The sequence below is a fragment of the Mesorhizobium sp. WSM4815 genome (assembly GCF_055811575.1).
Genome location: NZ_JBVVQS010000089.1, coordinates 68,484 through 90,361 on the forward strand (window position 1 = coordinate 68,484; position 21,878 = coordinate 90,361).

Genomic DNA, 21,878 nt, shown 5'->3' on the forward strand with positions numbered 1-21,878 from the left:
TGTGGTCGGCGAGCACGGCTCAGCTGAGGCCCCTGCCTCCGTGAGGGGTCGAAGCACCGCCTGCGAGCTATATTCATCTGCTTCCAAGATCGTGAGGATGTGCTCCGCGTCGCGGAGGCTTTGGGAGCTCATCTCGTCCTGGAAGCGGACCAAGACCAAGTTTGGCAACGGTGTTAAACCGTCCTCATAAGGGGAGAGGTAGGCGTGGCTTTCCTGTTCCAGCAAAATCCGGCCGCATACCGAACCTATAAGGAGCTGGAATTCAGGTCGGACCTTCGCAAGGCGTGCACCACGGATCAAACGCCGTTTCCTTGGGGAACATGGCTCAGTTCCGACAAAGCAATTGTAATCGCCCTAGCTGCCTCGATTGCGCTCTTGGTCGGGACGCAGGGGCCCCAGATCAACGACGCGGTCCTAAGCCAGCTGCGAACGATTCAGATCAACGATGCATTGCTCGGGCGCGACGTCGCCCGCGCTCGGACCGATATGGCATTGGACTACCGTTCGGTTGCTTCTACCGGACAGGCATTGCAAAGGAATCGTGAATACTTGCAACGCCCTCTCGACGTTTCGCCCGATGAGAGCTCCGGGCAATCCAAATTGCTCGCGCAGCTCATAAACTCGATCGAAAACAAAGAGGCTGCCATCTCAGCCTTGATCAAGCAAAATCAGCTTATGCAAAGCTCTCTCGCAGATCTTGCTCGCTCGATTGGTCGCCTCGGGGGGGCACCCTTGGGCAGGGTTGAACTTTCGAAGCTGATCGTGTTTTCGGCTGAACCGGGGCTCACCCTCGCATCACAGATGGATCAGCCTCTCGACCGATTTGCTCCGAACCAGGCCCGAGCTGCCGCGGATGCTTTGGGTAATTTCCTGTCTTCTTTATGGAGGTTGGACGAAGCTGCCAATCAGATCGCATCCCTCGACACGTTCTCCATGGCAGCCGAACTGGAGCGAGAGCATCTGAAAGGCTACAGCTTGGCCAACGCGCAAGCGCAGCGTACGCGACTTTTCTTTGGCTTGGTGTCCATATGCCTTTGCTTGCTTGCGATCACTCGGTCCTCCAGGCAGCATCTGCGGACGAACCGGTTGAAAAGGCGGTTGGAGCTTGAAGAGGCGTTGAATGAGATCGAAGCTCGCTTCAACGATAGTAAAGCAAAGAACGCCTCGGCGCGCTTTTCCGCCGAAGCAGCGCTTAGACTCGTTCAACGCGTTTTCGATGCGGATCAATGCGCGCTTGCTCTGGTGGATCCGAGTCTCAGCAGGCATACCGAGTGCTTTATGGCCAACACGTGCATACCCGTCTGGAACGTCGCGCATATTGATCAAGTCGTTTCACTTGTCCGCCCCGGACGGCCAGTGTTTCGCGTCATTCCGGCGGCGGAAATGGTTCGGACCGCCATAGGCACTTCCGGTGTGTGTCAAATTGTTGGATGCCGGGCCTCCGATCAGCAGGCTGTGGTTTGCATCCTTGTTTTTGAAGGAGATCGCTCACTCCCCTCAGCAGACGACCTCCGGGTTCTTGCCAGTGCTATTGTGCGTTTAAGCAACCATCTTGAAATGCAACGTGTAAATGCGGAATGCGACCTTCTGGTGAGTCGATGGGAGCATGTGGAAAGGCTGAGGACTGTCGGCACAATCGCAAGCGGCGCCACACACGAATTCAACAATATTTTAGGAGCAATAATTGGATACTCAGAGATTGCCCAAAGTCTTGTGCGTCGTCCCTCAAGACTTCGTAACCACATCGATCAAATCATCTTAGCTGGACACCGAGCCAAGCTGATCGTTGACCAGATTTTGTCACTCAGCCGAAACCGACAGCGCGTGGCAGTGCCTTTCAATGTCTCTGAAATTCTTATGGATCTTGCGCCATTGCTGCGGGTCACAGTTCGTGCGGATGTTCAGTTGAACTTCAAGATCAACGAGTGGCAAACGGTGGTCGAGGGCAGCCCAACCGAGATACAGCAGATTCTCATGAACCTGTGCAAGAACGCGTCGGAGGCTGTCTTGAACGAGGGCCGTGTCGAGGTTAGCGTTTCTCGCGCCCAGGTGTGCCAAACCAAGCCGCTGGCTCAGGGAACCTTGAGACCTGGAGATTACGTTCTCATCTCCATCAGCGACAATGGCCCAGGAATCGCAAGTTCGATACTTCCGCATGTCTTTGAGCCCTTTTTTACCACGCGCTCTTGCGTCGGCGGGACCGGGCTGGGTCTTGCCGCGGTTGACAGGCACGTGAGCGCGCTCGCAGGATGCCTTGACGTCACCTCGGCTGTTGGCCGAGGTACGCGCTTTGATATTTACTTACCGGCCTCCGAGGAGGAGCCAGTCAGCGCTGACATCGCTTTCGGTCCCTGCGAGGGATCACTCGGCAACGGAGAAATCATTGCAGTCGTGGAGCCCGATCCAGCAGAGTTGGAGATCTACAAGGACAAGGTCGCCGCGCTGGGTTATAAGCCGGTCGGCTTCGCGACCTTCGAAAGTCTTTGCGGCTGGATCGAGAGCGGGAAAGCAGCTGACCTGCTAATCTTGGGTAAAATGCCTTTCCTCGAGCGAGGACAGGCCGAATCCGTATGCCCCACCCTCATGACGGTGCCTGTCATAGTCGTCGGTGAAATCGACCCCATGCCGGTCACATCTGATAATCAGGCCTTCGTCCTTTGGCTAGCGAAGCCGGTCTCGTCCAGGACAATGGAGCATGCAATTCGTACAATGATGATGGCATGATGCCGCCGGCTCGCTCGGGCCTCAAGCAATCCGGGAAGGCCTCTCAAAAGACATCGAAGCAGAATAAAATGACGCGTCACATCACCGACTTATCGATCCCGAGACGTTGTTTCAACCTTAGTGCTTGTTGAGAAGGTCGGCTACTGTCTCTCCCCGTCGCCGGGCATCAGCGGCGAGCCATACTTCTCCCACCTCATACACTTCGCCTTGGGTACTGAACGGGACAATGACGTCAACGGCAGCCGACAGCATGTCAAGAAGCGTGCGGTCTTCCACAGCGGCTCCTTGCGCGCTGCTCTTGACGAGTGAAAAGAGCTTCTTGAAGCCTTGGACCGGATCAGCCCCGTGGATAGTTGATATTGATCCCGCATGGCCGGAGACGACTTCGCTAAGGTAAGCCCAAGCAGCATCATCGCGCATCTCGCCGAGCAATATTCGATCAGGGCGCATGCGCAAGCTGGCCTGCAACAGTTGCTCGGCTGTCACCGCACCTAAGCCTGTTCGGTCCTTCGGATAGAGTAACCGGACATGATTCTCGTGCGGGATTGCAAGCTCGAGCGTGTCCTCGATACTGATCAACCTCTCTTGGGGGGGTATAGCATCGATCAAAGTCTTGCTCATTGTCGTTTTGCCGCTTCCAGTAGGTCCGCAAAGCAGCATCGTGAGCCGCCCGCAGACGCAGGCCCGCAAAAATTGCTCCAAGTCACCATGGTCGTAGTGCTGAAGAATCGTTTCGTCCTGCCGCTCCTGGCGCTCTTTTCGTGACCGCCATTGATTCCAACGCGAGTGTTCGTAGCGAGAAGAAACTTCCTTGAGTTCAGTCACACGACTTGAGGGACGCCGTATCGTCAGGCTTATTGTTCCTGAGGGAACGGCGGGCGGCAAACAGATCTGCAACCGCTCTCCGTTCGGCAGCTCAGTCGCACAGAGGGGGCTTTGCGGTCCGACATCTTGCTTGCGCAGCGCTCCAGCGAGGATCGCGATGTCCTCCAGATCGTCATAAGACAGCGGCAGCGGATGTTTCGTGAAAACGCCGGCCTGTCGGACAAAGGCTTCCCCAGGCCGGTTGATAGCGACCTCTTCGGTCCTTGGCTCCTCAAGCCATTTCAGAACGGGCTCGAGAAGCAAACGCAATTGAGGATCAGCCTCCGATTGCATTGTTGTCTCTCCGGCGTTTGCGATATTGGGGGGCTGGCGCCACGGCAGTCGCTCTAAGATCGTATACGTCTGAGAAATCGAGGTCCCGAGCCACAAAGATGGATACGGCATCTCCCTGGTTTTTCTTCAGGGTTGGCGGAACGTTGATCGTCGCTCTCAGTGTCGTCTCGACGGCTTGTCCACCATTGCTCTGGAAGCTGTTGATGCCGCTTCCTCCGCCAGAGCTGGCCGCGTATTGACCGGCCGCCTGAAACGCGCCTTGGATGACGCTCATGAGCATCGCTCCGCCAAAGCGTTGCCAGAAGTGATTGTCCACCGTGCCAGGCATTCCGGAGCGGCCGAGCTCGTCAGCGCCCGGCGATGCTATCGAAACGAGGGCATGGTCAGGTGTTTCGATGCGCGTCCACAGCACGAAGACACGCGCATCCCCCTGCTGGAGACCGCGCTGGATCTCGCCAATCACGGTCGTCCCGCGATCCAAGAGCACGACATTGTTGGTGGCGCCGCGGACGTCTTTTGGTAAGACGCACTTCACATAGCCGGGTAAATTTGTGTCGACTGCCGTTTGCAAAATGCAGGGAATGATCGTTCCTTGAGTAATCACGAGATCAGGGTGCGGCATAAGTGTGGCCCGGCTCGGCTCCTGTATATCTGGCTTCAATCGGCCTGACAGATCGCCACCGTTTGAAATCTCATCCGCGGTCGCGGGAGTATCCTTATGGTTGTCTTCGCTCCGCTGACCGTCATTGGGCATTTGACTGCTGCTACTGTAGGCGAAAATTGGCGTTTCCTCGGGCGGCGGATCAGCTGGCGCCGGTGGGGGCGGCGTGGATGGCGCAGCATCTGCCGCCTGGGCCGCCTGTACGGGTGCTGGAGGTTCGGGAGCAATCTCAATTGGCACAGGGCGGAATGGCTCGGCGTTGGCGACAATTGGCGGTTTTGGCTGAGACGGATCGTCTTGTGTGCCGGGACGACCTCCGAGCCAGATGAGCGATAGAGATGAGACGAGAACAAGAGCAGCGACGGCCAACTTCTGCAATCCCGAAACATGCCGGCGGGCCGGCTCCGAGACCATCGATCCGGATGCATGGACATCATGTCCCGACTGTGGGCCGGTTTCATTCATCGGCCCGAGCCTTTCAAAACGCGCCACACGTCGGGTGTCACTGTACCGGTCACTGGCGCTCGTCCCACAGGATCATAAGCCCTGTTGAAAATGGACAAGACCGTATTGCCGTCTCTCAGACGCCATTCCCGGGCGACTGCGGATACTTCAACATAGTCCCCTTTGACCGTGTAATTGGCAGCGGCTTCTTTGCCGTCGGGATTGATAACGTAGAGGGAGGGTATGCGGGAATTGCTTGCGAAGCCAAATACGGTCGTAAAGCCGTTATCGAAAACTTCCAGCGGCGCCAGCGATCGATCGCCCTTTGCGACGTAGTGGAAATTGCTTTCGTCCGGACTGGCAGTTGCGGCGGGCCGATTCAACAGATCCTGAACTCTCTCGTCTTGCAGCACTTTCGCCCGGGCCTGACCAAGAATCGAGCGCCTTTCTGCTTCCTTTCTCTGAGCAGCAGCCTCATCAGCAGGATAGGTGAACTGCACACTGTAATATAGGTCAGGTTGCTGCTCATCGAGTTTTGGCATCGCTTTCGTTGAAATACTGAAGACGTATCTCCGTGTACCGGACTCACTCTCGGCCAGCACGATGACCGGCTGCGGCGGGAGCATCCGGCTAGCCTTAAAAAAGAGATAGTTGGCGCGCGGGAGCGCAGCCAGGTCTTTGCTGTTGGAAACGGCCACGGCTGCGACGGTCTCGTTGGCCGCGAATGTGACAACCAGCGTTGCCCCCACTGCGGTCGATAGGCGCACCACTTCGTCGGGACGGTAAGCCAGGTAGCGCATTCGCGCATCATGCTTGCCGGCAAGTGGCGTGTCTTCCGCGCACGCTTCCATGGTTAGGAAAAGTGAACAGGCCAGCGCGAGAAATGCTCTTTTTGTCATGGCTGCGCATAGCCCAGGTTCGATACGCTATCTTCCGAGGCTTGATAGGACGTGACGAGTAGACCTCCCGGATTGGTGAGTCTCGATTGGCCAGGCAGACCCGTCAAGCGCTCGTAGCGGATGGTAGCTGTCCAGGTGGTCACTATCGGCATCTGCCCATCGACAACAAGCGTACGCTTGTATCGGATCTGTTGAACGTCCGGACTGATGTCGTTTGAGGAAATATGCCCGACCTCGAGCTTGCCGCGCTTGCCGACCGTGACTTGCGGCGAGGTGGGATTCGGATAGTTGAAGAAATCTTGATATTGCTGTTGCACAGCCGGTGCGCTGAAACTGGACACGAGGTCATAGCCATATTGGGCTGTATCTGCTGTGTAGCCCTCGCGCAGGCGTACATATTCCCACAGCGAAGCATTTATGACGGCTCGATCTTGGGTTGCCGGCAGTCGAGAGATTGACACTTCGCTGTCAACGGTCCCATCCGGCCGTACCCAGAGGAACACAGGTACGAGCTTGGCCAACGGGACCATGGCAGCGATGGTAAATGCCTGGGCAACATTTCCTAGGACCGCCGCTGCGGCAAAGGCTATCAGGGCCTTTGACAGGCGCCGCGCAGACTTCGCTCGTGAAGTTTGAAACGCTTCCACCTTCTTGTAGTGGGCGGCTAGCGTTTCTCTCTCCACCAGAAGGGCATGTTCAGGAAATTTCACTTGGGCTCTTCCGCACATTCGACCTGAAGATCCTCAGGGGTGGTTTCCCATTGTCCCACGTTCAGTTGGAATGGCGCACCCGTGCAGGTCGCAAGCCGATCGGTTGTCTTGCAGGCCGCCAAAGCGAGGATTGACAAAAGTAGATAAAGTTTCATTTTTGGCACCGCGCTTGTCGATTGGTTAACCACCCGCCGTTTTGGCAAAGTGGCGATTGAGGTTGTTAAGAGGTTGGTTCGCACCTGCCCAAGAGCCGCCGGCGATGCTGCTGGCGATCGTCGGAAGCGCGACGATCAGAGCGTCACCAGCCAGGAAAAGCATGTCGAGCTCGTAAAGCCCGATGATCTTGGCTGCTGTCGTGCCCGAGAATTTGATCACCCCCAGCATGAATACCAGCGAGGCTGCTTCGGCAGCGATAACTATCGTTGCAACGATATTGAGGAGGAGAAGCAGCAGCCCGTACGAGAGCAGTTGGCCGATCCATCTGGTGGCTATGTCTCGAGTGTGATCAAAAAGGTAGCCTACAAGGACCAGGGGGCCGATCGCCAAGAGCACCTTCGTCAGGATTCCAACGGCATCGTAGATCTCGAACGCTGTCCACAGCGCGCCGTAGAAAATCCATTGCGCTCCCTGGAAAGCAAGTATGTCCTGGCCGTTCATAGGCCCAATTTCGGAAGCAATCACCTGAAAGACATACTGACTTGAAGCAAACATGAAGTCGAGCTTCTGGGGGATCGCCATGAAGGGCAAGTCGCTGCCACTGATGTGGTGAGCCAACCTCGGGATCGTGTCGTCGAAGACCGCTTCAATGTACTGCTGGTAGTTGGCCTGCCCTAAGATAAGAGCAACGACAATCGATACCATGATTACGCGCGAGATACCCCCGCGCGCATCGACTTGACCACGCATGACCAGACAGCCTTGGATTATTATCCAAAGCGTGACACACGCAACCAGAGGCGCACTGACCGCCTCTTGGATCTTTTCAAGCACTTCGTGCAGCCCTAACGTAAAGGCCTCATGAAAGATCGTGTGTATAGCCGTGAATGGCGCGGGAATTTTGAAATTCATGGCGTGAGCCTGATTTGTCCCTGATCAGCGCAGCTGAGCCGAATGAACTCTGCGTGGTTTACGGGAGGATGCTAAACATCTTGGCGGTGTCCTGGCGTTCGCGACGCTGCGTGGCGGCCTCCTCCGCGGCGTGAAGGCTGCCTTGTGCAGTGGCCATCGTCAGCAGACTCGTGGCCTGGGCATTTTGGATAATCGCATCATGAATCTGCTTGAGGACCAGACCGTTGGTCACGGTGGCCTGCACAATATTTCTCGAGCTGGAAAGCTGACCAAGCGTGTTGTCGTTAGCCTTAAGGCGCTTGTCCATTACGCCCAGAGTGTCGGCTGCAAGAGCTGCGGCATTGGCGGCACCAGCGATTTGCCCCTCTAACAGTTTCGCTTCTGCATCGGTGCCGGTGACTCTCCGAGTTGGGTCCTGCGCAATGTTACGCGCCATGGTCGAAACTGGCGCCCGAGCATCAAACATCTGCCCCTCCAGCGTATTGCTCGACGGGTAGTGATTTCCTTGGTTCAGTGTGCCCAGCAGTCCCGTGACACCGAATGACGACTTTAGCATATCCACCATTTCGATCGTGGTAGCGAGCGTCGTGATTGACCTCTCAAGGATCGCCGCATTGGAAATCGCTGTTAAGGTCACTTGTGTTTCTGTTACCGGGTCGCTGACGACAAATTGCGACCGGGCCTGTGTGCTAAGCAGAAAGGAAGCAGCAAGCGTTGTTGCTGCAAGCTTGGCAAATCTCATGAATATTCCTCCGTCAGTCTTGAATTTCGTGGTAACGAGCCATGAACTTGTCGAGCCACCCACTTGGGGCATCTCCGTACTGGTCACGAAGCTGGTCGGCAAAGCGCACGGTGTTGGCCCGCCCCGAGAGTACGGCTACATATTCGCGCATCTGCCCAAGATCGAATTCGCAAACAACACTCCCGCTGTCGCGCTTGAGCAAAAACTTGCGGCTGCCAATTGCCATTCCGTGGCGGATTGCCTCGAACTCCTGCGTAGTGCACTTCAAGCCATCGACATACGCCGCTCGGTCCGCCGTCGGTGATGGGTAGAAAATCTTCGTCATGCATTGTGCAACGAGACTAGCTCCGAGGGGCGATTCAAGCACGTGTTCAGGCTGCTGCGTTGCGAGTATCAACATCCCGTTGTTTTTGCGGACGGTGAGCAAGAACTTGTCGATAACAGCCGAGAACTGGGGGTTGAGCAGATAGAAACGAAATTCGTCGCAGCTCATGACAAACCGACGGCCATCGACAACAGCGCCCACGCGATGCAGAAGATATGCGGCGGCCGGCGCACAGACCTCCTCAAATTCCAGGAGCTGCGTCATGTCGAAGCCTGTAATGGAGGCATCCAGCCTTACTTCGTCCACATCGCCGTCAAACGCCCATCCAAGCGCATTCCCTCTACACCACCGCTGCAGCCGTGCTCCTGCGCCCTCGGAGGGGCTGTGCAGCAGAAATTCGCGTAGGCCCGCAAGTGAGCGCATGACGGGGTCGAACGAAAGTTGACGAACAATGCCACGTTCCAATCGACGGCTTTCCTCCGGCGAGATCGGACCACGGCCGTCACTCTCGATCAGGGCCATCAACCATTCGCGCAGAAAATCCAACGAGGCGGAGGTGTTGTCCAGTCCACGCAGGGGGGCCAAGCCGCTCGGAGTGCCTCTGCGCAACGCCAGATATGTCCCTCCCGTGGCTCGAACCAGCAGTTCACCACCCCGGTCCTTATCGAAAAATACGATGGCACCATCGCGATCGACCACGCTTTGCTCAAGCATCGCGAGGATAAACGTCATCAGCGTCGTCTTGCCTTTGCCGACGGGTCCGAATATCGCCGTCATGCCGACGTCATTCTCATGGGGGATGTAGTCGAATGAAGTTCCACCGTTCGTGCGAAAGCGCGCAACCGCTTTGCCCCAGTGGCCGGAAGTGGAACCGCTTGGGAAGTTTTCAAATGACACAAGCCCGGCAAAATTGTGCGAGGTGATCGCCCCGGGGCGTGTGCGCCACCTGTTGTTGCCCGGAAGTTGGGACCAGTATGCGGCCTCCATGCCGATACCCTCCTGGACGATAACGGCGCCCGCATCGGCCAGCCTTGCGCGCGCATTGGCTGCGCGATCTGCAAGGCTGTTGAGGCTCTCGGCATGGACGCACAGGCTCAGATGATGCGAACCCATGACGAACTCGTTGCTTGCCAGTGCGTCCTCTGCCTCGGCAAGTTCATTGATCTGGGTGAGAGCCTTGTCGCCGGCGCTCGTCATCTGGCTGGACTTAAGGCTAAGCTTCGCATGAGCTTGTGGCCGTGTGAGGAAGGAAAAGCTCTGGCTGAGCACAAGCGGGAAGTTGGCCGACAGCAAGGGATTTAGCATGCCTGGCCGCGTCGTCGCCGGATATTCACGGAATGAAAACAATGATCCCACGGAGCTATCCCCAGGTCTTCGAATCTCAAGCGCCCGCTTCCCGCAGATGACCTGGTCAGTGTAGATCGAGGCGCCGAGTGAGCCGGTAACCATCGGAACCGGAAGAAACCGGCACGTCATTATCAGCCGAAGCGCCTCACCGATTTCGGTGAAGAGCACGTTGCCTTTCTCACGAATACCCAACCGGCGCAGACCGTAACCGCCCAGTGAGCCAGCAATGATCTGCCAGAGGTCTTCCAGGCTTCGAATTTGGGCGGCTAGATCATTGTCATTCCGGCTGGGGGACTTGAAAAGCCGCAAGCCGATCTTGCCGATTGCGCTGCGGGGGAACACGACGACAGTGAGGAAGTGATCGTTGCGAAAGAGCTTTCCCGACAGCACACGGCGCTCGTAGGCCTCGCTCAGACTGCCAGCGAATGCACTTTGAAACTGGCGCGGCGCTGGCGCCGGCACATCATTGTGTCGCACAAGGTGAGCGTATATCGAGACATTGTCATCTGCGATGTTGCGCAAGAGAGTGTTGAACGCGCGGCAGCGCGAGTTGCGCATCTCAGCGTCTTCCAAATCAAACGGCAGCCCGTTCACATGTGCCATGGCCATGATCGATCCGTCTTCCAAAAGGACAACCTGATCGCTTAGATGACCGACATACGGAAGGTAGATCTCGCCAGATCTCTCGGTCCGGCCACTGGCGCCAAACATTACACCATTCCTCTTCCGCGTTTCGGCACTCTGATCGGATTGGCGCTGACGCTCGCGCCGCCCCAGACCGGCCCGTCCACGCTTCTGCCGGCCGTTTGCAAATAGAGGAACGCGACGCTTGCGGCGTTATAGTCACGCTCAACAATCAGCCGTGCTCCGAACCAGAGTGGCACGAGCACGACTTCATAAAGCGGGTTCTTAAGGATAATGATGATGAGCCCCGCCAGCATCATGAGCGCTCCGGCCAGTGTCAGCGGCACCCCCAGAAACAGTGCGGGGCGTGTCGCCGCCACATAGAGGGTGCTCACTTCCAACCGGTCGCTCATCAGCCACCGCCTATGAGCGCCTTGCCCAGGAAGCTGGCGCCAAACATGATGACAATTCCTCCAACAACACCCGCAACCAGGCCAAGTGAAGCACGACCGAACATCCAGGAGATGCCGATGGCCACGAGTCCGAGCACGGCCAGTGATTGTCCGAAGGGACCAAGTATGAAGGCGCAGATATTCTGGACCATCTTGGCAGGATCCGTCCCTCCGGTCACCTGGGCCGCGGCCGGCCCGCTGGAGAAGACCGTCCACGCGACGCCCGCAGCAGCGGCCGGTACATATTCAGCCGCCATGCGCAGCATGGAAAAAGGCGAAGGAACACGCGTTTTAAGTGCACGAAGTATTTTGAGTGGCTTCATCATTGTATCTCCATGTTTCAATCGAATACGAGTTTGTTCGGGTTCGAGGGTTCCCGCTCGTCCGCAGCCTGGCTGCCTGTCGGACCGGAGGGATCGGCCCCGGAGCGGTTTCGCTGATAGGAGCCCCAAACGTCCCACGAATCTTGTGCGGGCTGCTTTTCATTAGTCTGTTGGCTCTGTTCGAGCAGAGGGGGCACGGTTTTCGGACCGGCTGCCTCAAGGCCTGGCACATCTTGAGCGGTCGGCTCCAGCGTTCGCTCAAGGAGACTTGACATGTCCTTTGCGGCCGACTCGACCTTGCGTACATAACCGTTGGTGAAGCCACGCGTGACGTCGCCCGTGTTATAGGCCGAGATGGCACGGCGAAGCGCCAGTTGCTGTGCCACAGCAGTCGTGCCGCCGGCATACCGGCTTTCAAGTAAGTGGGCGGCAGCCGAAAGCGAGGCGCAGGGCTCGAAAGCTTTTTCCGGCGTGAGATTGAGCATGGGAAAGTTGTTGCTGTTTATCTGCATCAATCCAACATCGACAGAATGTTGTGCTTCGAGGCGGTGCTTGATGCCCCGCGTGGCTTCCAGGTGATCTATCCAGCGAAGCTGCTCACCTGTGGTGTTGTCATGAGCCACCAGCGTTTCAAAGCCACTTTCAATCTTGGCAATCGCGGCGAGGGTGGACGGCGCAACCCATGGAGCGCATTTGCGCGACAGGCTGTGGAACTCACGGGGAGAAAGTGGCGCGGGCTCGGCTGGGAGTGACATGGATGTCAACAGGACGATGGCCAGGGGCCAAGCTGCAATAAACATTCCCTATTACCTACCTTTCCAAGCCGCCGCACGAGTTCTGCCCCTGTCCGGCACGCGCTTATCGGGGAGGTTTGTTACTCTGTGATGTTCAATTTCAGCTTTTCGGTTTCAACTGAAGCAAAGACCGTGTTGGTGTCAGCGTGGGTGGAGCAGCTTGCGCATGCGTGGGGTGGCGCCGGCCCGATCAGCCAGCGACATCTGGAGCATCTTGGTACGATGACTCCTGTGCGGGATTGCTCGTCCCGGCCGTCCGTTGCTCCTGGACCGTGGCCCGCGACTTCGGCGTCATGGATGGTGATGGGACCTTTTGTCAGCGCTAAGCCAAGGACAAAATGGGAAGCTTGGCGGGTTTGTTCAGGCTCGGGATCACCGTGGGGAATCGACGAAGGCGCTAAAGCAGCCCAACTTTGCCGATATGCTGCCGGTGCTTTAAGAGACAGCCATGCGCGGCCCTGCACACTCAGATCATTGTTTGAGACCGCGAGCTCGTCCGCGAAGCTGGCTCGAAGGGGCAAATCCGCGGGGGCGAGGGTCAACTGGGAATACGTGGCGGCGCAGCCCACCTGGTGCGAGCCTGGTTCAGCTGATCGGTCGCGCCGCCAACGGGTGGATCATGCACAGTCCCATCGGCAGAAAACCGCACGCCATTAACGGAGTCCGACGGCGCAATGGACAAGCATAGTGACACCCTCCAGATGGAGAAGTTGCAGTAACTGAGAAATGTTAGCCCGGACGTTCACCGCAATCGGCGACCTGCCGGTCGCCCGAAACAGCATTTGGGCCGCCGGCCACCTTGGACGAAGCCGGCTTGGCAGGAGACATACTATTTGGCACAAGGCCGCTGCAGCGAATCACGGTCTTCTTCCGCCGACCGCCTTTCCGATCAACCAAACGCCGCGCTGCTCAACCATGTCCGAGCTGGATCCACGAGCCGGAGGATGTCGAGATGATCCAGGTCCGCAAACTCCAGGATGACAAGGATGCAAGGGCATAGCAGGAAACTTGGCATCCATGAGGTCGAACTCGAATAGTATTGGCAGGCCTGCACCAACGGGGGAGCTCGAAGCGAAAAAGCGAAGGACCACACGGCAGGGTCATCTCGGCGCTTGGACCTGTCTGGTGGCCACGGGCTGCCTGGGTGCGGTCAATTCGCCACGGATGAAAAGACCAGGACGAGCACGGCCTCACATTGGCCGCAGGCAACGGCGAGTGATATCAAGGGGCAGCTGTTCTGCGTCGGTGCCCCAGGGTTGCTCAGAAACAGGTTTAGACAAGGGGATTCAAGATTGAAGGTGTGCCGTTGAAACATGTTCTTGTTATCGATGATGATGCCGCAATGCGGCGCCTCATCGCCGAGTATCTCACGATGCATGCCCTGAAGGTGACCGCAGTCCACGATAGCAAGCAGTTTGACTATGTTCTTTCATATGAGCCAGTCGATCTCGTGGTTGTGGACCTTAACCTAGGCCGGGAGGATGGACTTGCGATCGTCCGCAATCTGGCAACAAAATCGGATGTTCCTATCATAGTGATCAGCGGCGACCGGCTTGATGAGGCGGAAAAAGTGGTTGCACTGGAGCTCGGCGCAACCGATTTCATTCCCAAGCCTTTCGGGATGCGCGAATTCTTGGCCCGCATTCGAGTAGCGCTACGCGAGCGCATTTCTAGTCCGCGGACCAGAGATCAGCGCTCATTTCGCTTTGGGGCCTGGAAGCTCAGCGTGAAGCAGCGGCGACTGATCTGTGCGGAGCGTGGCGAGGTCAAGCTTACCGCATGTGAGTTCAATCTCTTGATCGCATTTCTGGAGAACCCCCGCAACGTGCTATCCAGAGAACGGCTTTTGCTCGCGAGCCGTGTGCGTGGAGAAGAGGTGTACGATCGAAGTATCGATGTCCTAATCATGCGCTTGCGCCGCAAGCTGGAGGCTGATGCGGCCAATCCTCGCCTAGTCAAGACATGCCGTGGTGCAGGGTACTTCTTCAACGCTGACGTAGACGTTAGCTACGGAGGCACCTTGGCCGCGTGACAGGAGCCGTTCTGGAGATTGGCTGACGAGGCTGATCAAGCGTAAGACCGTATGTCCGCTTCTGCCGATGAGGTGGCTCGCCCTACACTGCGCGTCCGAGGGTTGCTCGGGCGGGCCGAGCCGATCCTCATCGCAGGAGGACGAGCCGTGGCAGATTATAGGGAAGCATTTGTCGGAATCGATGTTGCGAAGCAGAGGAATGCCGTCGCGATTGCGGAAGCCGGCCGGGAGGGAGAGGTTCGCTTCTTCGGCGAGGTCGACGCATCGGATACGAGCATGCGCCGCGTTATCCTACGGATCGCCGCCAGGTTCGATCGGATCCACCTCTGCTACGAGGCGGGCCCAACCGGCTATGGCCTCTACCGGCTGATCCGTTCCCTTGGCCATGAATGCACCGTAGTCGCGCCATCGCTGATTCCAAGGAAACCTGGCGATCGGGTGAAGACGAACCGCCGGGATGCTCTTTCATTGGCAAGGCTGCTGCGCGCCGGCGAGCTGACCGCGGTGTGGGTCCCCGATGAAGACCACGAAGCCATGCACGATCTCGTTCGCGCCCGGGCGGCCGCGGTCGAGACGCTGCGGGTCCATCGCCAGCAGGTGGGCGCTTTCATGCTCAAGCATGGGCGTGCCTATCCACGCACGAAGAACTGGACCATGCGCTACCTGCGTTGGTTGCAGGAGCAGCGGATCGATTATCCTGCACATCAGATCGCACTCCAGGAGATGGTCGAAGCGGTGCGCGTCTCGAAAGAGCGTGTGGAACGGCTTGAGCGCGTGATCGAAGAGTTCATCCCGAACTGGTCGCTGGCGCCGATCGTGCGAGCGCTCCAGACATTGCGTGGGGTCGATCTGATCGTCGCCGTAACGTTCGCTACCGAGATCGGCGACGTAAGCCGTTTTGAGAGCCCTCGCCAGCTCATGGGGTATCTCGGCCTCGTTCCCGGCGAGCGATCGACTGGAGAGACAATCAGGCGTGGCGGCATCACCAAGGCAGGCAATGGCCGCGTTCGTCACATGCTGGTCGAGAGCGCCTGGACGTATCGACATCCTCCCCGGATCGGCAAAGCGAAGCTGTACCGGCTGGAGCAGGCGCCGCCGAAAGTCCGTGAGATCGCATGGAAGGCTCAAGCCCGCCTGACGACCCGCTATCGAAAGCTGGTCGGGCGAGGCAAGCGAACGACGGTGGTCTGCACGGCGATCGCCCGCGAACTAGTCGGCTTCATGTGGGCCGTCGCCAGGGAGGCACGCTCCACCTGATCTCTCGCCGCGGCAGTGTACACCTCGCGCATGGGCGGAGGCGGGCCCACGGCAGGGGAATGCCCGTCAGACGCTTTGTGGCTGGCAAAATTGACCGACGCCCGCAGTAAGATAGGAACAGCCCCGGACGCACATCGGGAATGCGGTAGCCAACCCGCGCATCAGAGCTTGATCACCGACGTCCTTCAGTTCCCGCCTCCTCCCATACGCGATCATCAGCACGACGGCCGCTCCCCGGATCGGATGATTTTGTGCGCCCACAGCGTTGACAGCGGTCATCAGAGCGCTGTTCTCAGGCTACGGCTTTGAGCTCGGGCGCCCGGATGCAGGCCCAAGGCAGCAGGTCGTTGATCTGGCTGTTCGGATGGCTGTTGACGATCCTGGTGAGGACGTCGGCGAGATAGCCGAGTGGCTCGACACCATTGAGCTTGCAGGTTTCGAATCAGCGACGCGATGACTGCCCAGTTTTCGGCACCGCCGTCTGAACCTGCAAAGAGCGCGTTCTTGCGGTTGAGCGCCATCGGACGGCTTGAGCGCTCGACGGTGTTGCTGTCGATCTCGATGCGGCCGTCGTCAAGGAAGCGCGAGAGGCCTTCCCAGCGTGAGAGCGTGTAGCGGATTGCCTCGGCGAGCTTGGTCTTCTGACTGATCAGGCCGAGCTTTTCGCGCAGCCAAGGTTCAAAATCGGCGACAATAGCGCGGCTATATTCCTGACGCATCGCGCGGCGTTCATCGGCCGATCGGCCGCGGATATCGTCCTCGATCTTTATAGAGGTCGGCGATCCGTCTCAGCGTCTGGGCGATCGGCGAGTTCCAGGCCTACATCGCCTTCCAGCAGTGCCAGCCTGATCAATTACGGCGAGAGCTACCGGTCCGGAGATCGGATCAGCGCCTCTGTCGTCAAAAGAGCCGTTCTGTTTGACCCCAGCCATGGAGCTCAACGCCCCGCGTCGGAGCGCTCTCTGCTTCTGAAGGAAGCCATTAGGTCGGCTCGGGCTTGATCGGAGGCTTGGTTGATGGACGTCGTGGTTGCTTCGCTCGGCTGCCGCCCCATGGCGAGGCTTTGCGGATTATCAGTCCTCTGCCTCTTCCCCGGTCTCAATAGCGCTGTGTAGTGTTCATTGTTTATGATGACGCCCCCGCTGTTCACGAGGTTGCTCCTGTCGAGTGTACTCGTCAGCTCGTCCTGGGCCTCGCGAGTCCTGCCCAAGCGCCGTTCAAACGGCGCTGGCGCGACTTGTCGGGCTTGCTGCTCTTGCAACACGGCTTGTTGCACCTGCGACGCGGCTCCAAAAGCTTCCGGGGGGATTGCGGCAAGCTCGTGCGGCAAGCGGCCCTGCCTCAGTCGGTTTTGCAGCGCCCGCCGATCGGCGACGAGGTCGTCGAGGTGCAGCGGCCGCAGCCGTTCCGGAAACTCTTGGTTCGCCAATCTCTGAACCAGCGCGCGCGTGCCGTCCACCACAAAGACTCCGCAATCAACACCGTTGTTCTGCCGGGCCATGGCGGGTGTCACCAGGGTGGTCGCGCCCAGTGTTGTTGCGAGCTCTCGTGCAGGCGCGTCATTGTATCCCCGTCCATAGCTCTGATGGATGGAATCGTAGTGATAGGCGACCGCTCTTTCCGGGTCGCGGCGATCAACGAGCAGCAGCGACCAATGCTCGTTGCGTCCATCAGTTGCCACCGTAGCCAAAGGGTTGCCACTGTTCACCGGCAGGAACACGAAGTCGGCTGCGACGTCGTTGTGATGATAGATGGACAGCAATGTAAGTTGCGGGTCCCGGTCGTGACGGCGCAGTTGCTGGGAGACCAAGGGATCCACCAGCCGCGTTCGGGCGGCGAGCGCTGGGTGGGCCTCCTGCAGGTCCTGCTCCAGCAACCGGTAATCCCTGTGGATATGGGCGTCGCTCAGCAGGTCGGCACCGAGCACCACCCCCTCGGGGAGGTTGGACGAACCTGACGGAAGCGCTGCGATCCGTGCATCGGAGGAGGTGGTCAGATTGACTAATGGAACACCGCGATAGGTGTCTGACAGCCTGGCGTTCGCTGGCGAGGCGGGTTCTGGGGCCTTTGCCAGTACTGCTGCCGCTGCAGCTTCCCTCATCGGACCGCGATCGACGAGCCAAAAGTCGTTGCCCCCTTCTGGCCTCTCGGCGGTGTAGCCGTGACCTTTAATCTCGTAGTTCCATTTCGGGTTTTCCGCATCCGGCAAGAGGCCATGGTGGTCCAAGAAAGGGAGCATCGCGTCTGGGACGGGCTGAGTCCCATGGGAGAAGCCTTTGGGGACGGCGAATGAGACGTTTATGGAGTTCTCGATCGCAGCGGGGGGTGCCTCAAACCTTGCTGAGGGCGCGGCCTCCGCATGCAGCCTTCCGATGTGTTCGGACCCAGTCCCTTGAACGGGTACCCCTTCCAATGGCAATTCACCCAGCTGCTGCATGGGGGGCTGCATCGGCACGGGGCCGCCTGAATTGCCGATTTCGCTCAGCGGCTGCTGAATGGCGGCGGCTTGCGGCGTATTCAGGGCCCTCTGCCTCTCCGCTGGCCGCAACAGCGCTGTGGAATGTTCATTGTTGATAAACACCCGCTCGGGTGGCAGGTGGTTGCCCTGGTCAAGCGCATCCGGCCAGGGCCGGATCTGCTGTTGGCTGGCAGCTAACGCTGGCGGGGCGGCGGCCTCAACTCCGGCGTGCCCAGAGCCGGCCGCTGCGAAAGCGTCGGCCACGCTGCTGTTGAGGTTATCCGGTCCAGCGAGATTTCCTGGGTCGCCGAAAAAAGACGAATCGGCTTGATCATCCTGCCGTCGCTGAAGCACTTCGCGGAACCCCTGTTCCAGTCGCAGAAGCTCCTCCGGATTGGTTGGCGACTCGTCAGCTTGAGCGAACAGCCTCCGAGCCTCGGAAACGTCTGACGCGGGCTCCGCATCGCGAACCCGTTCCAGCGCTAAGCGGAGATAGCGGTTGCCTGGAAACAACCTCTCGGCGAATTCGATCCGCGAATAGTGATCCAGCCCAGAGATCGTCTGGCCCCGACTCTCAAGCGCCTCAGAAAATTTGCGAAGATTACGACCATAGATAGCACGGGTGCTTGAGGCCAAGCTGCTGTCACTGGTCACTTGTTCTAAGACATGCGCGTCTGCCTTTGAGGGCACCGGCACTGGCCACCGGCCAGTCGCTGAATAGCCCGGCTCATGATACGCACGCAGGACGTTCAACGCCGTCTTTATATCAACGTTTTGCGGAAAGAAAGTATCTAGGTGATCGACCAGGGATTGGTGATTTTTTAGATCAGTCGCTTGGCCGCGAGCGCCGAGATCATTCGCCAATCGGCGAAGCGCATGCGAGTATATTCGGAGCGTCGCCGCGCTATGGTGTTGCTGAGCCGCAGCGTGGGCGATCGCCTTATCAATCACGTCCCGGTGTTCGCCGGACAGATGGCGATAGCGGGTAGCACGGGCGCCACTCGCGACAGGTTCGGCTCGGCGCGGCTCGGCCACGTGCTGCTCAAAGCTCACGTGCCGGGCATGGCCCGCATCCGGCAAGGGGTCATGGCGGCCCAAGAAAGAGAGCATCGCGTCTGGGACGCGTTGAAAAGAGAGCATCGCGTCTGGGACGCGTTGAAAAGAGAGCATTGCGTCTGGGACGCGTTGAGTCACATGGGAGAAGCCTTCGGGGATGGCGAATGAGATGTTTATGGAGTTCTCGATCGCAGCGGGGGGTGCCTCAAACCTTGCGGAGGGCGCGGCCTCCGCATGCAGCCTTCCGATGTGTTCGGACCCAGTCCCTTGAACGGGTACCCCTTCCAATGGCAATTCACCCAACTGCTGCATGGGGGGCTGCATCGGCACGCGGCCGCCTGAATGGCCGATTTCGCTCAGCGGCTGCTGAATGGCGGCGGCTTGCGGCGTATTCAGGGCCCTCTGCCTCTCCGCTGGCCTCAATAGCGCTGTGGAATGTTCATTGTTGATGATGATCCACCCGGGTGGCAGATGGTTGCCCTGGTCAAGCGCATCCGGCCAGGGCCGGATCTGCTGTTGGCTGGCAGCTAACGCTGGCGGGGCGGCGGCCTCAACTCCGGCGTGCCCAGAGCCGGCCGCTACGAAAGCGTCCGCCACGATGCTGTTGTGGTCACCCGGTCCAGCGGGCATCCCTGGGTCGCTGAAAAAAGACGAGGCGGCGAGATTATCCTGCCGTCGCTGAAGCACTTCGCTCAACCCCTGTTCCAGTCGCAGAACCTCCTCTGGATTGGTTGGCGACTCGTCAGCTTGATCGAACAGCCTCCGGGCCTCGGCAAGGTGCTGCTCATCGCCCACTTGCCGGGCCTGGTCCGCTTGCCCCTCTTCCAACCCGGCGTCCTGCACCTGCGACAAAGCTGTTACACGGGATGGATTACTATTTCGCGGGTCCACACTAGCCTCACATCAAACTGTATCGTCAAAGTCTTGCGCCGATCCACGCAGCGGGTCATCGAGTTGAGATTCTGCGGAGAGCCCCTCGTCTGCTATCGTCAAGGGTACCGGCTCCGGGAGGGCGCCTGTCTGGCTTTCAAAGATGCGTTTCAGGATGCGATCCGAAAAATATCGCACCTTCCTCAACTGCAATGGTGGCAGACCTTTGATGAGAACGATCTCGTACTCGTCATTAAGTAGCCGCACCTGTTCGGGACGCAACAGCGGTGCACCCTGATGTGAATTCTGGATGTTCCAATCGAACGTTCGCGCCTGGCTGTAGGAAATCGATTGGGCTTGAAATGTGTATTCACCGATAGCTTTGGAAATGTAGTTCGGAGTCTCGTCATCGGCAGTGGCCATGAACACTTGCAGTCCGGTATTGCTGAGAAAATTCTGCTTGCCAGCCTCGCCATAGGCCCCCGTCAGTGCGGAGAGGCTCTGGATGATGAGCATGAAGCGACCCTTGTAGCCCGCGATGGTCGTAATTGCGGTCTCGATCGCCTCCAGCTTACCCAAGTGCTTGAACTCATCGAGCAGAAAGAGAACCTCGTTCTTTTCATCCCGGCGGGGCAGCGACCGCTGCAGAATTGAAACGATTTGCTGAAAAAACAAGCGTATCAAAGGCGCGATCACCTCAAGGTCGTTCGGACCAACACAAAGATAGATGCACGTTCTGCGACGGCGAAGATCATAGACCGAAAAGTCCGAGCGACTTGTAGCTGCCTTTACAGCGGGATCCGCCCACAGGTTGAGCCCGCCATCGCCGAGCACGGAAGTGTAGGAGGTCAGGATTTTCGTGTCGTTCCCCGCCATGTCGTCGAATATGCGTTGTGCCTCTTTGTTCTGGGTCTCCATGGCGAGTCGCGCGAAGAGCTTAAACTTCTCCCCCGGCTGGGCGAAGAGATCATAGACGGCGCCGATTGTTGGCGTGCCCCGCTCGATGCAGGCAAGGATCCCCGCGACAAAGATATCTCGCGCGCCGCTGACGAAACCTTCCGCGCCCTCCCCCTTGGCCGTAATCAGGTTTGCGGCCAAGCGGCGGGCTTCGGTGAATTGCTGCTGTGGCGGCAGCGCTATAAGATCCAACAGCGGATTGTAGCAGTTTGTGCGCCGCTCCGAATCCAGCGGCGCGAATTTGAACACGTCGTCGCCTGCGGCTTTGCGCGCCCTCGAGGTGAGCTCAAAGAGCTCCCCTTTGACATCCAGAGCTATCACTGAGCCTTTGAATGTAAGTAGCGTTGGAATGACTATGCCGACGCCCTTGCCAGCGCGGGTCGGTGCAACGATGAGGCTGTGAGGCTGCTCGCCATTGGTCAGGTAGTAGCCAGGCCAGAAAGGGCCACTCGTCTTCCCAAATACCGGGCCTGTCACGCCACGGTATCGTCGCAGATATCCGGTGCGTCGCATTTCATCCACTCGAGCCCAACGAGCCGTCCCGTGGTGTTCGAGCTTGCGGCGCAATACGATCTGCTGAATCAGCAAGACGACCGCGGATGTCGAGAGCACGATAGCCGCGCCCCGATAGAAAACGGGGGTTGCGAAACCCAGATAGAAGGGCGTCTCAAACCAAAAGGCACGGACATCAAACGTCATCAGAGCCTCGCCGCCACCGCCGTGGCGGAAGGTTGCGTACAGACTTGCCGCACAGAAGCCCAAGGCGAGTGAGCAGGCGATGCTAACGGCTATGTTAGGGGGCGTCGTTTTTGTTGAAGGCATTGTTCCATTGCCGATTAGCCGTAGCTAATGCTGCGCTTGCTTCAGACACCGAACCGACGTCGCGCGCGATGTCGCCACTCGACAGATCGATGCCGCAGCGGGTGGTGCGACGCTTGCATCGCACCACCCGGAAGACGTGGTTTTTGAAGTTACAC

General features: G+C 58.5%; 16 protein-coding genes and 1 pseudogene. 3 read left to right on the forward strand and 14 right to left on the reverse strand.

Annotated features, from left to right (window positions below; all coding sequences use genetic code 11):
• The first annotated feature begins 204 nt into the window (after positions 1 to 204).
• Complete coding sequence (locus tag AC0L2B_RS12010; RefSeq protein ID WP_473745484.1) at positions 205 to 2,724, forward strand: two-component system VirA-like sensor kinase; 2,520 nt, start codon at positions 205 to 207, stop codon at positions 2,722 to 2,724.
• A 117-nt stretch (positions 2,725 to 2,841) separates the two neighbouring features.
• On the opposite strand, the gene virB11 is transcribed toward AC0L2B_RS12010, so the two are convergent.
• The 11 genes from virB11 to AC0L2B_RS12065 all read right to left on the reverse strand — a co-directional run bounded on the left by virB11 (position 2,842) and on the right by AC0L2B_RS12065 (position 12,277).
• Complete coding sequence (virB11, locus tag AC0L2B_RS12015) at positions 2,842 to 3,882, reverse strand: P-type DNA transfer ATPase VirB11 (RefSeq protein WP_065010592.1); 1,041 nt, start codon at positions 3,880 to 3,882, stop codon at positions 2,842 to 2,844.
• Positions 3,866 to 5,008 carry a type IV secretion system protein VirB10 gene (gene virB10, locus AC0L2B_RS12020; RefSeq protein WP_065010591.1) on the reverse strand — a complete coding sequence of 381 codons (1,143 nt, stop codon included), beginning with the start codon at positions 5,006 to 5,008 and terminating at the stop codon, positions 3,866 to 3,868. Before virB10 ends, virB11 begins: the two co-directional genes overlap by 17 nt.
• Positions 5,005 to 5,886, reverse strand: coding sequence for a TrbG/VirB9 family P-type conjugative transfer protein (locus tag AC0L2B_RS12025; RefSeq protein WP_065010590.1), 882 nt, complete (start codon positions 5,884 to 5,886; stop codon positions 5,005 to 5,007). The genes virB10 and AC0L2B_RS12025 overlap by 4 nt, the downstream gene beginning before the upstream one ends.
• On the reverse strand, positions 5,883 to 6,596 hold the full coding sequence (locus tag AC0L2B_RS12030) for a type IV secretion system protein VirB8 (RefSeq protein WP_473616595.1): 714 nt from the start codon (positions 6,594 to 6,596) through the stop codon (positions 5,883 to 5,885). Before AC0L2B_RS12030 ends, AC0L2B_RS12025 begins: the two co-directional genes overlap by 4 nt.
• A complete protein-coding gene (locus AC0L2B_RS12035; protein WP_082982598.1) occupies positions 6,593 to 6,751 on the reverse strand; it encodes a type IV secretion system lipoprotein VirB7 in 159 nt (52 codons plus the stop codon). The genes AC0L2B_RS12030 and AC0L2B_RS12035 overlap by 4 nt, the downstream gene beginning before the upstream one ends.
• A 25-nt stretch (positions 6,752 to 6,776) precedes the next feature.
• Positions 6,777 to 7,664, reverse strand: coding sequence for a type IV secretion system protein (locus AC0L2B_RS12040; protein WP_065010588.1), 888 nt, complete (start codon positions 7,662 to 7,664; stop codon positions 6,777 to 6,779).
• Between the two features lie 58 nt (positions 7,665 to 7,722).
• Positions 7,723 to 8,406, reverse strand: a complete 684-nt coding sequence (locus tag AC0L2B_RS12045; protein ID WP_065010587.1) for a TrbJ/VirB5 family protein — start codon at positions 8,404 to 8,406, stop codon at positions 7,723 to 7,725.
• Positions 8,407 to 8,419: 13 nt separating this feature from the next.
• The gene (gene virB4 / locus AC0L2B_RS12050) at positions 8,420 to 10,789 is read right to left on the reverse strand and encodes a type IV secretion/conjugal transfer ATPase VirB4 (RefSeq protein ID WP_473512899.1); all 2,370 of its coding nucleotides are present in this window, start codon (positions 10,787 to 10,789) and stop codon (positions 8,420 to 8,422) included.
• On the reverse strand, positions 10,789 to 11,115 hold the full coding sequence (locus AC0L2B_RS12055; protein WP_065006389.1) for a type IV secretion system protein VirB3: 327 nt from the start codon (positions 11,113 to 11,115) through the stop codon (positions 10,789 to 10,791). Before AC0L2B_RS12055 ends, virB4 begins: the two co-directional genes overlap by 1 nt.
• Positions 11,115 to 11,420: a pilin major subunit VirB2 gene (gene virB2, locus AC0L2B_RS12060; RefSeq protein WP_404927828.1), complete on the reverse strand. Its 306-nt coding sequence runs from the start codon at positions 11,418 to 11,420 to the stop codon at positions 11,115 to 11,117. The genes AC0L2B_RS12055 and virB2 overlap by 1 nt, the downstream gene beginning before the upstream one ends.
• Positions 11,421 to 11,494: 74 nt before the next feature.
• Positions 11,495 to 12,277 (reverse strand): type IV secretion system lytic transglycosylase VirB1, encoded by a 783-nt coding sequence (locus AC0L2B_RS12065; protein ID WP_065006391.1) that lies wholly within the window; start codon positions 12,275 to 12,277, stop codon positions 11,495 to 11,497.
• A 1,300-nt stretch (positions 12,278 to 13,577) separates the two neighbouring features.
• Here AC0L2B_RS12065 and virG point away from each other — a divergent pair.
• Together virG and AC0L2B_RS12075 are read left to right on the forward strand one after the other, a co-directional pair.
• The gene (gene virG, locus AC0L2B_RS12070; protein WP_473745486.1) at positions 13,578 to 14,303 is read left to right on the forward strand and encodes a two-component system response regulator VirG; all 726 of its coding nucleotides are present in this window, start codon (positions 13,578 to 13,580) and stop codon (positions 14,301 to 14,303) included.
• A 147-nt stretch (positions 14,304 to 14,450) separates the two neighbouring features.
• On the forward strand, positions 14,451 to 15,560 hold the full coding sequence (locus AC0L2B_RS12075) for an IS110 family RNA-guided transposase (protein ID WP_473745488.1): 1,110 nt from the start codon (positions 14,451 to 14,453) through the stop codon (positions 15,558 to 15,560).
• Positions 15,561 to 15,852: 292 nt separating this feature from the next.
• On the opposite strand, the pseudogene AC0L2B_RS12080 reads toward AC0L2B_RS12075, so the two are convergent.
• The 3 genes and pseudogenes from AC0L2B_RS12080 to virD4 form a co-directional block, all read right to left on the reverse strand.
• A pseudogene (locus tag AC0L2B_RS12080) lies at positions 15,853 to 16,370 on the reverse strand (IS66 family transposase); the annotation flags it as partial.
• Between the two features lie 127 nt (positions 16,371 to 16,497).
• On the reverse strand, positions 16,498 to 19,926 hold the full coding sequence (locus AC0L2B_RS12085; protein WP_473745489.1) for a Ulp1 family isopeptidase: 3,429 nt from the start codon (positions 19,924 to 19,926) through the stop codon (positions 16,498 to 16,500).
• A 51-nt stretch (positions 19,927 to 19,977) separates the two neighbouring features.
• Positions 19,978 to 21,723, reverse strand: coding sequence for a type IV secretion system ATPase VirD4 (gene virD4 / locus AC0L2B_RS12090; protein WP_065010962.1), 1,746 nt, complete (start codon positions 21,721 to 21,723; stop codon positions 19,978 to 19,980).
• Between the last annotated feature and the right edge of the window lie 155 nt (positions 21,724 to 21,878).

Coding starts and splice junctions, on each gene's coding strand:
- virB11 (WP_065010592.1), bottom strand. CDS start 3,882: ATGCAATCGGAGGCTGATCCTCAATTGCGTTTGCTTCTCGAGCCCGTT.
- virB10 (WP_065010591.1), bottom strand. CDS start 5,008: ATGAATGAAACCGGCCCACAGTCGGGACATGATGTCCATGCATCCGGA.
- AC0L2B_RS12025 (WP_065010590.1), bottom strand. CDS start 5,886: ATGACAAAAAGAGCATTTCTCGCGCTGGCCTGTTCACTTTTCCTAACC.
- AC0L2B_RS12035 (WP_082982598.1), bottom strand. CDS start 6,751: ATGAAACTTTATCTACTTTTGTCAATCCTCGCTTTGGCGGCCTGCAAG.
- AC0L2B_RS12040 (WP_065010588.1), bottom strand. CDS start 7,664: ATGAATTTCAAAATTCCCGCGCCATTCACGGCTATACACACGATCTTT.
- AC0L2B_RS12045 (WP_065010587.1), bottom strand. CDS start 8,406: ATGAGATTTGCCAAGCTTGCAGCAACAACGCTTGCTGCTTCCTTTCTG.
- virB4 (WP_473512899.1), bottom strand. CDS start 10,789: ATGTTTGGCGCCAGTGGCCGGACCGAGAGATCTGGCGAGATCTACCTT.
- AC0L2B_RS12055 (WP_065006389.1), bottom strand. CDS start 11,115: ATGAGCGACCGGTTGGAAGTGAGCACCCTCTATGTGGCGGCGACACGC.
- virB2 (WP_404927828.1), bottom strand. CDS start 11,420: ATGCTGCGCATGGCGGCTGAATATGTACCGGCCGCTGCTGCGGGCGTC.
- AC0L2B_RS12065 (WP_065006391.1), bottom strand. CDS start 12,277: ATGTTTATTGCAGCTTGGCCCCTGGCCATCGTCCTGTTGACATCCATG.
- virD4 (WP_065010962.1), bottom strand. CDS start 21,723: ATGCCTTCAACAAAAACGACGCCCCCTAACATAGCCGTTAGCATCGCC.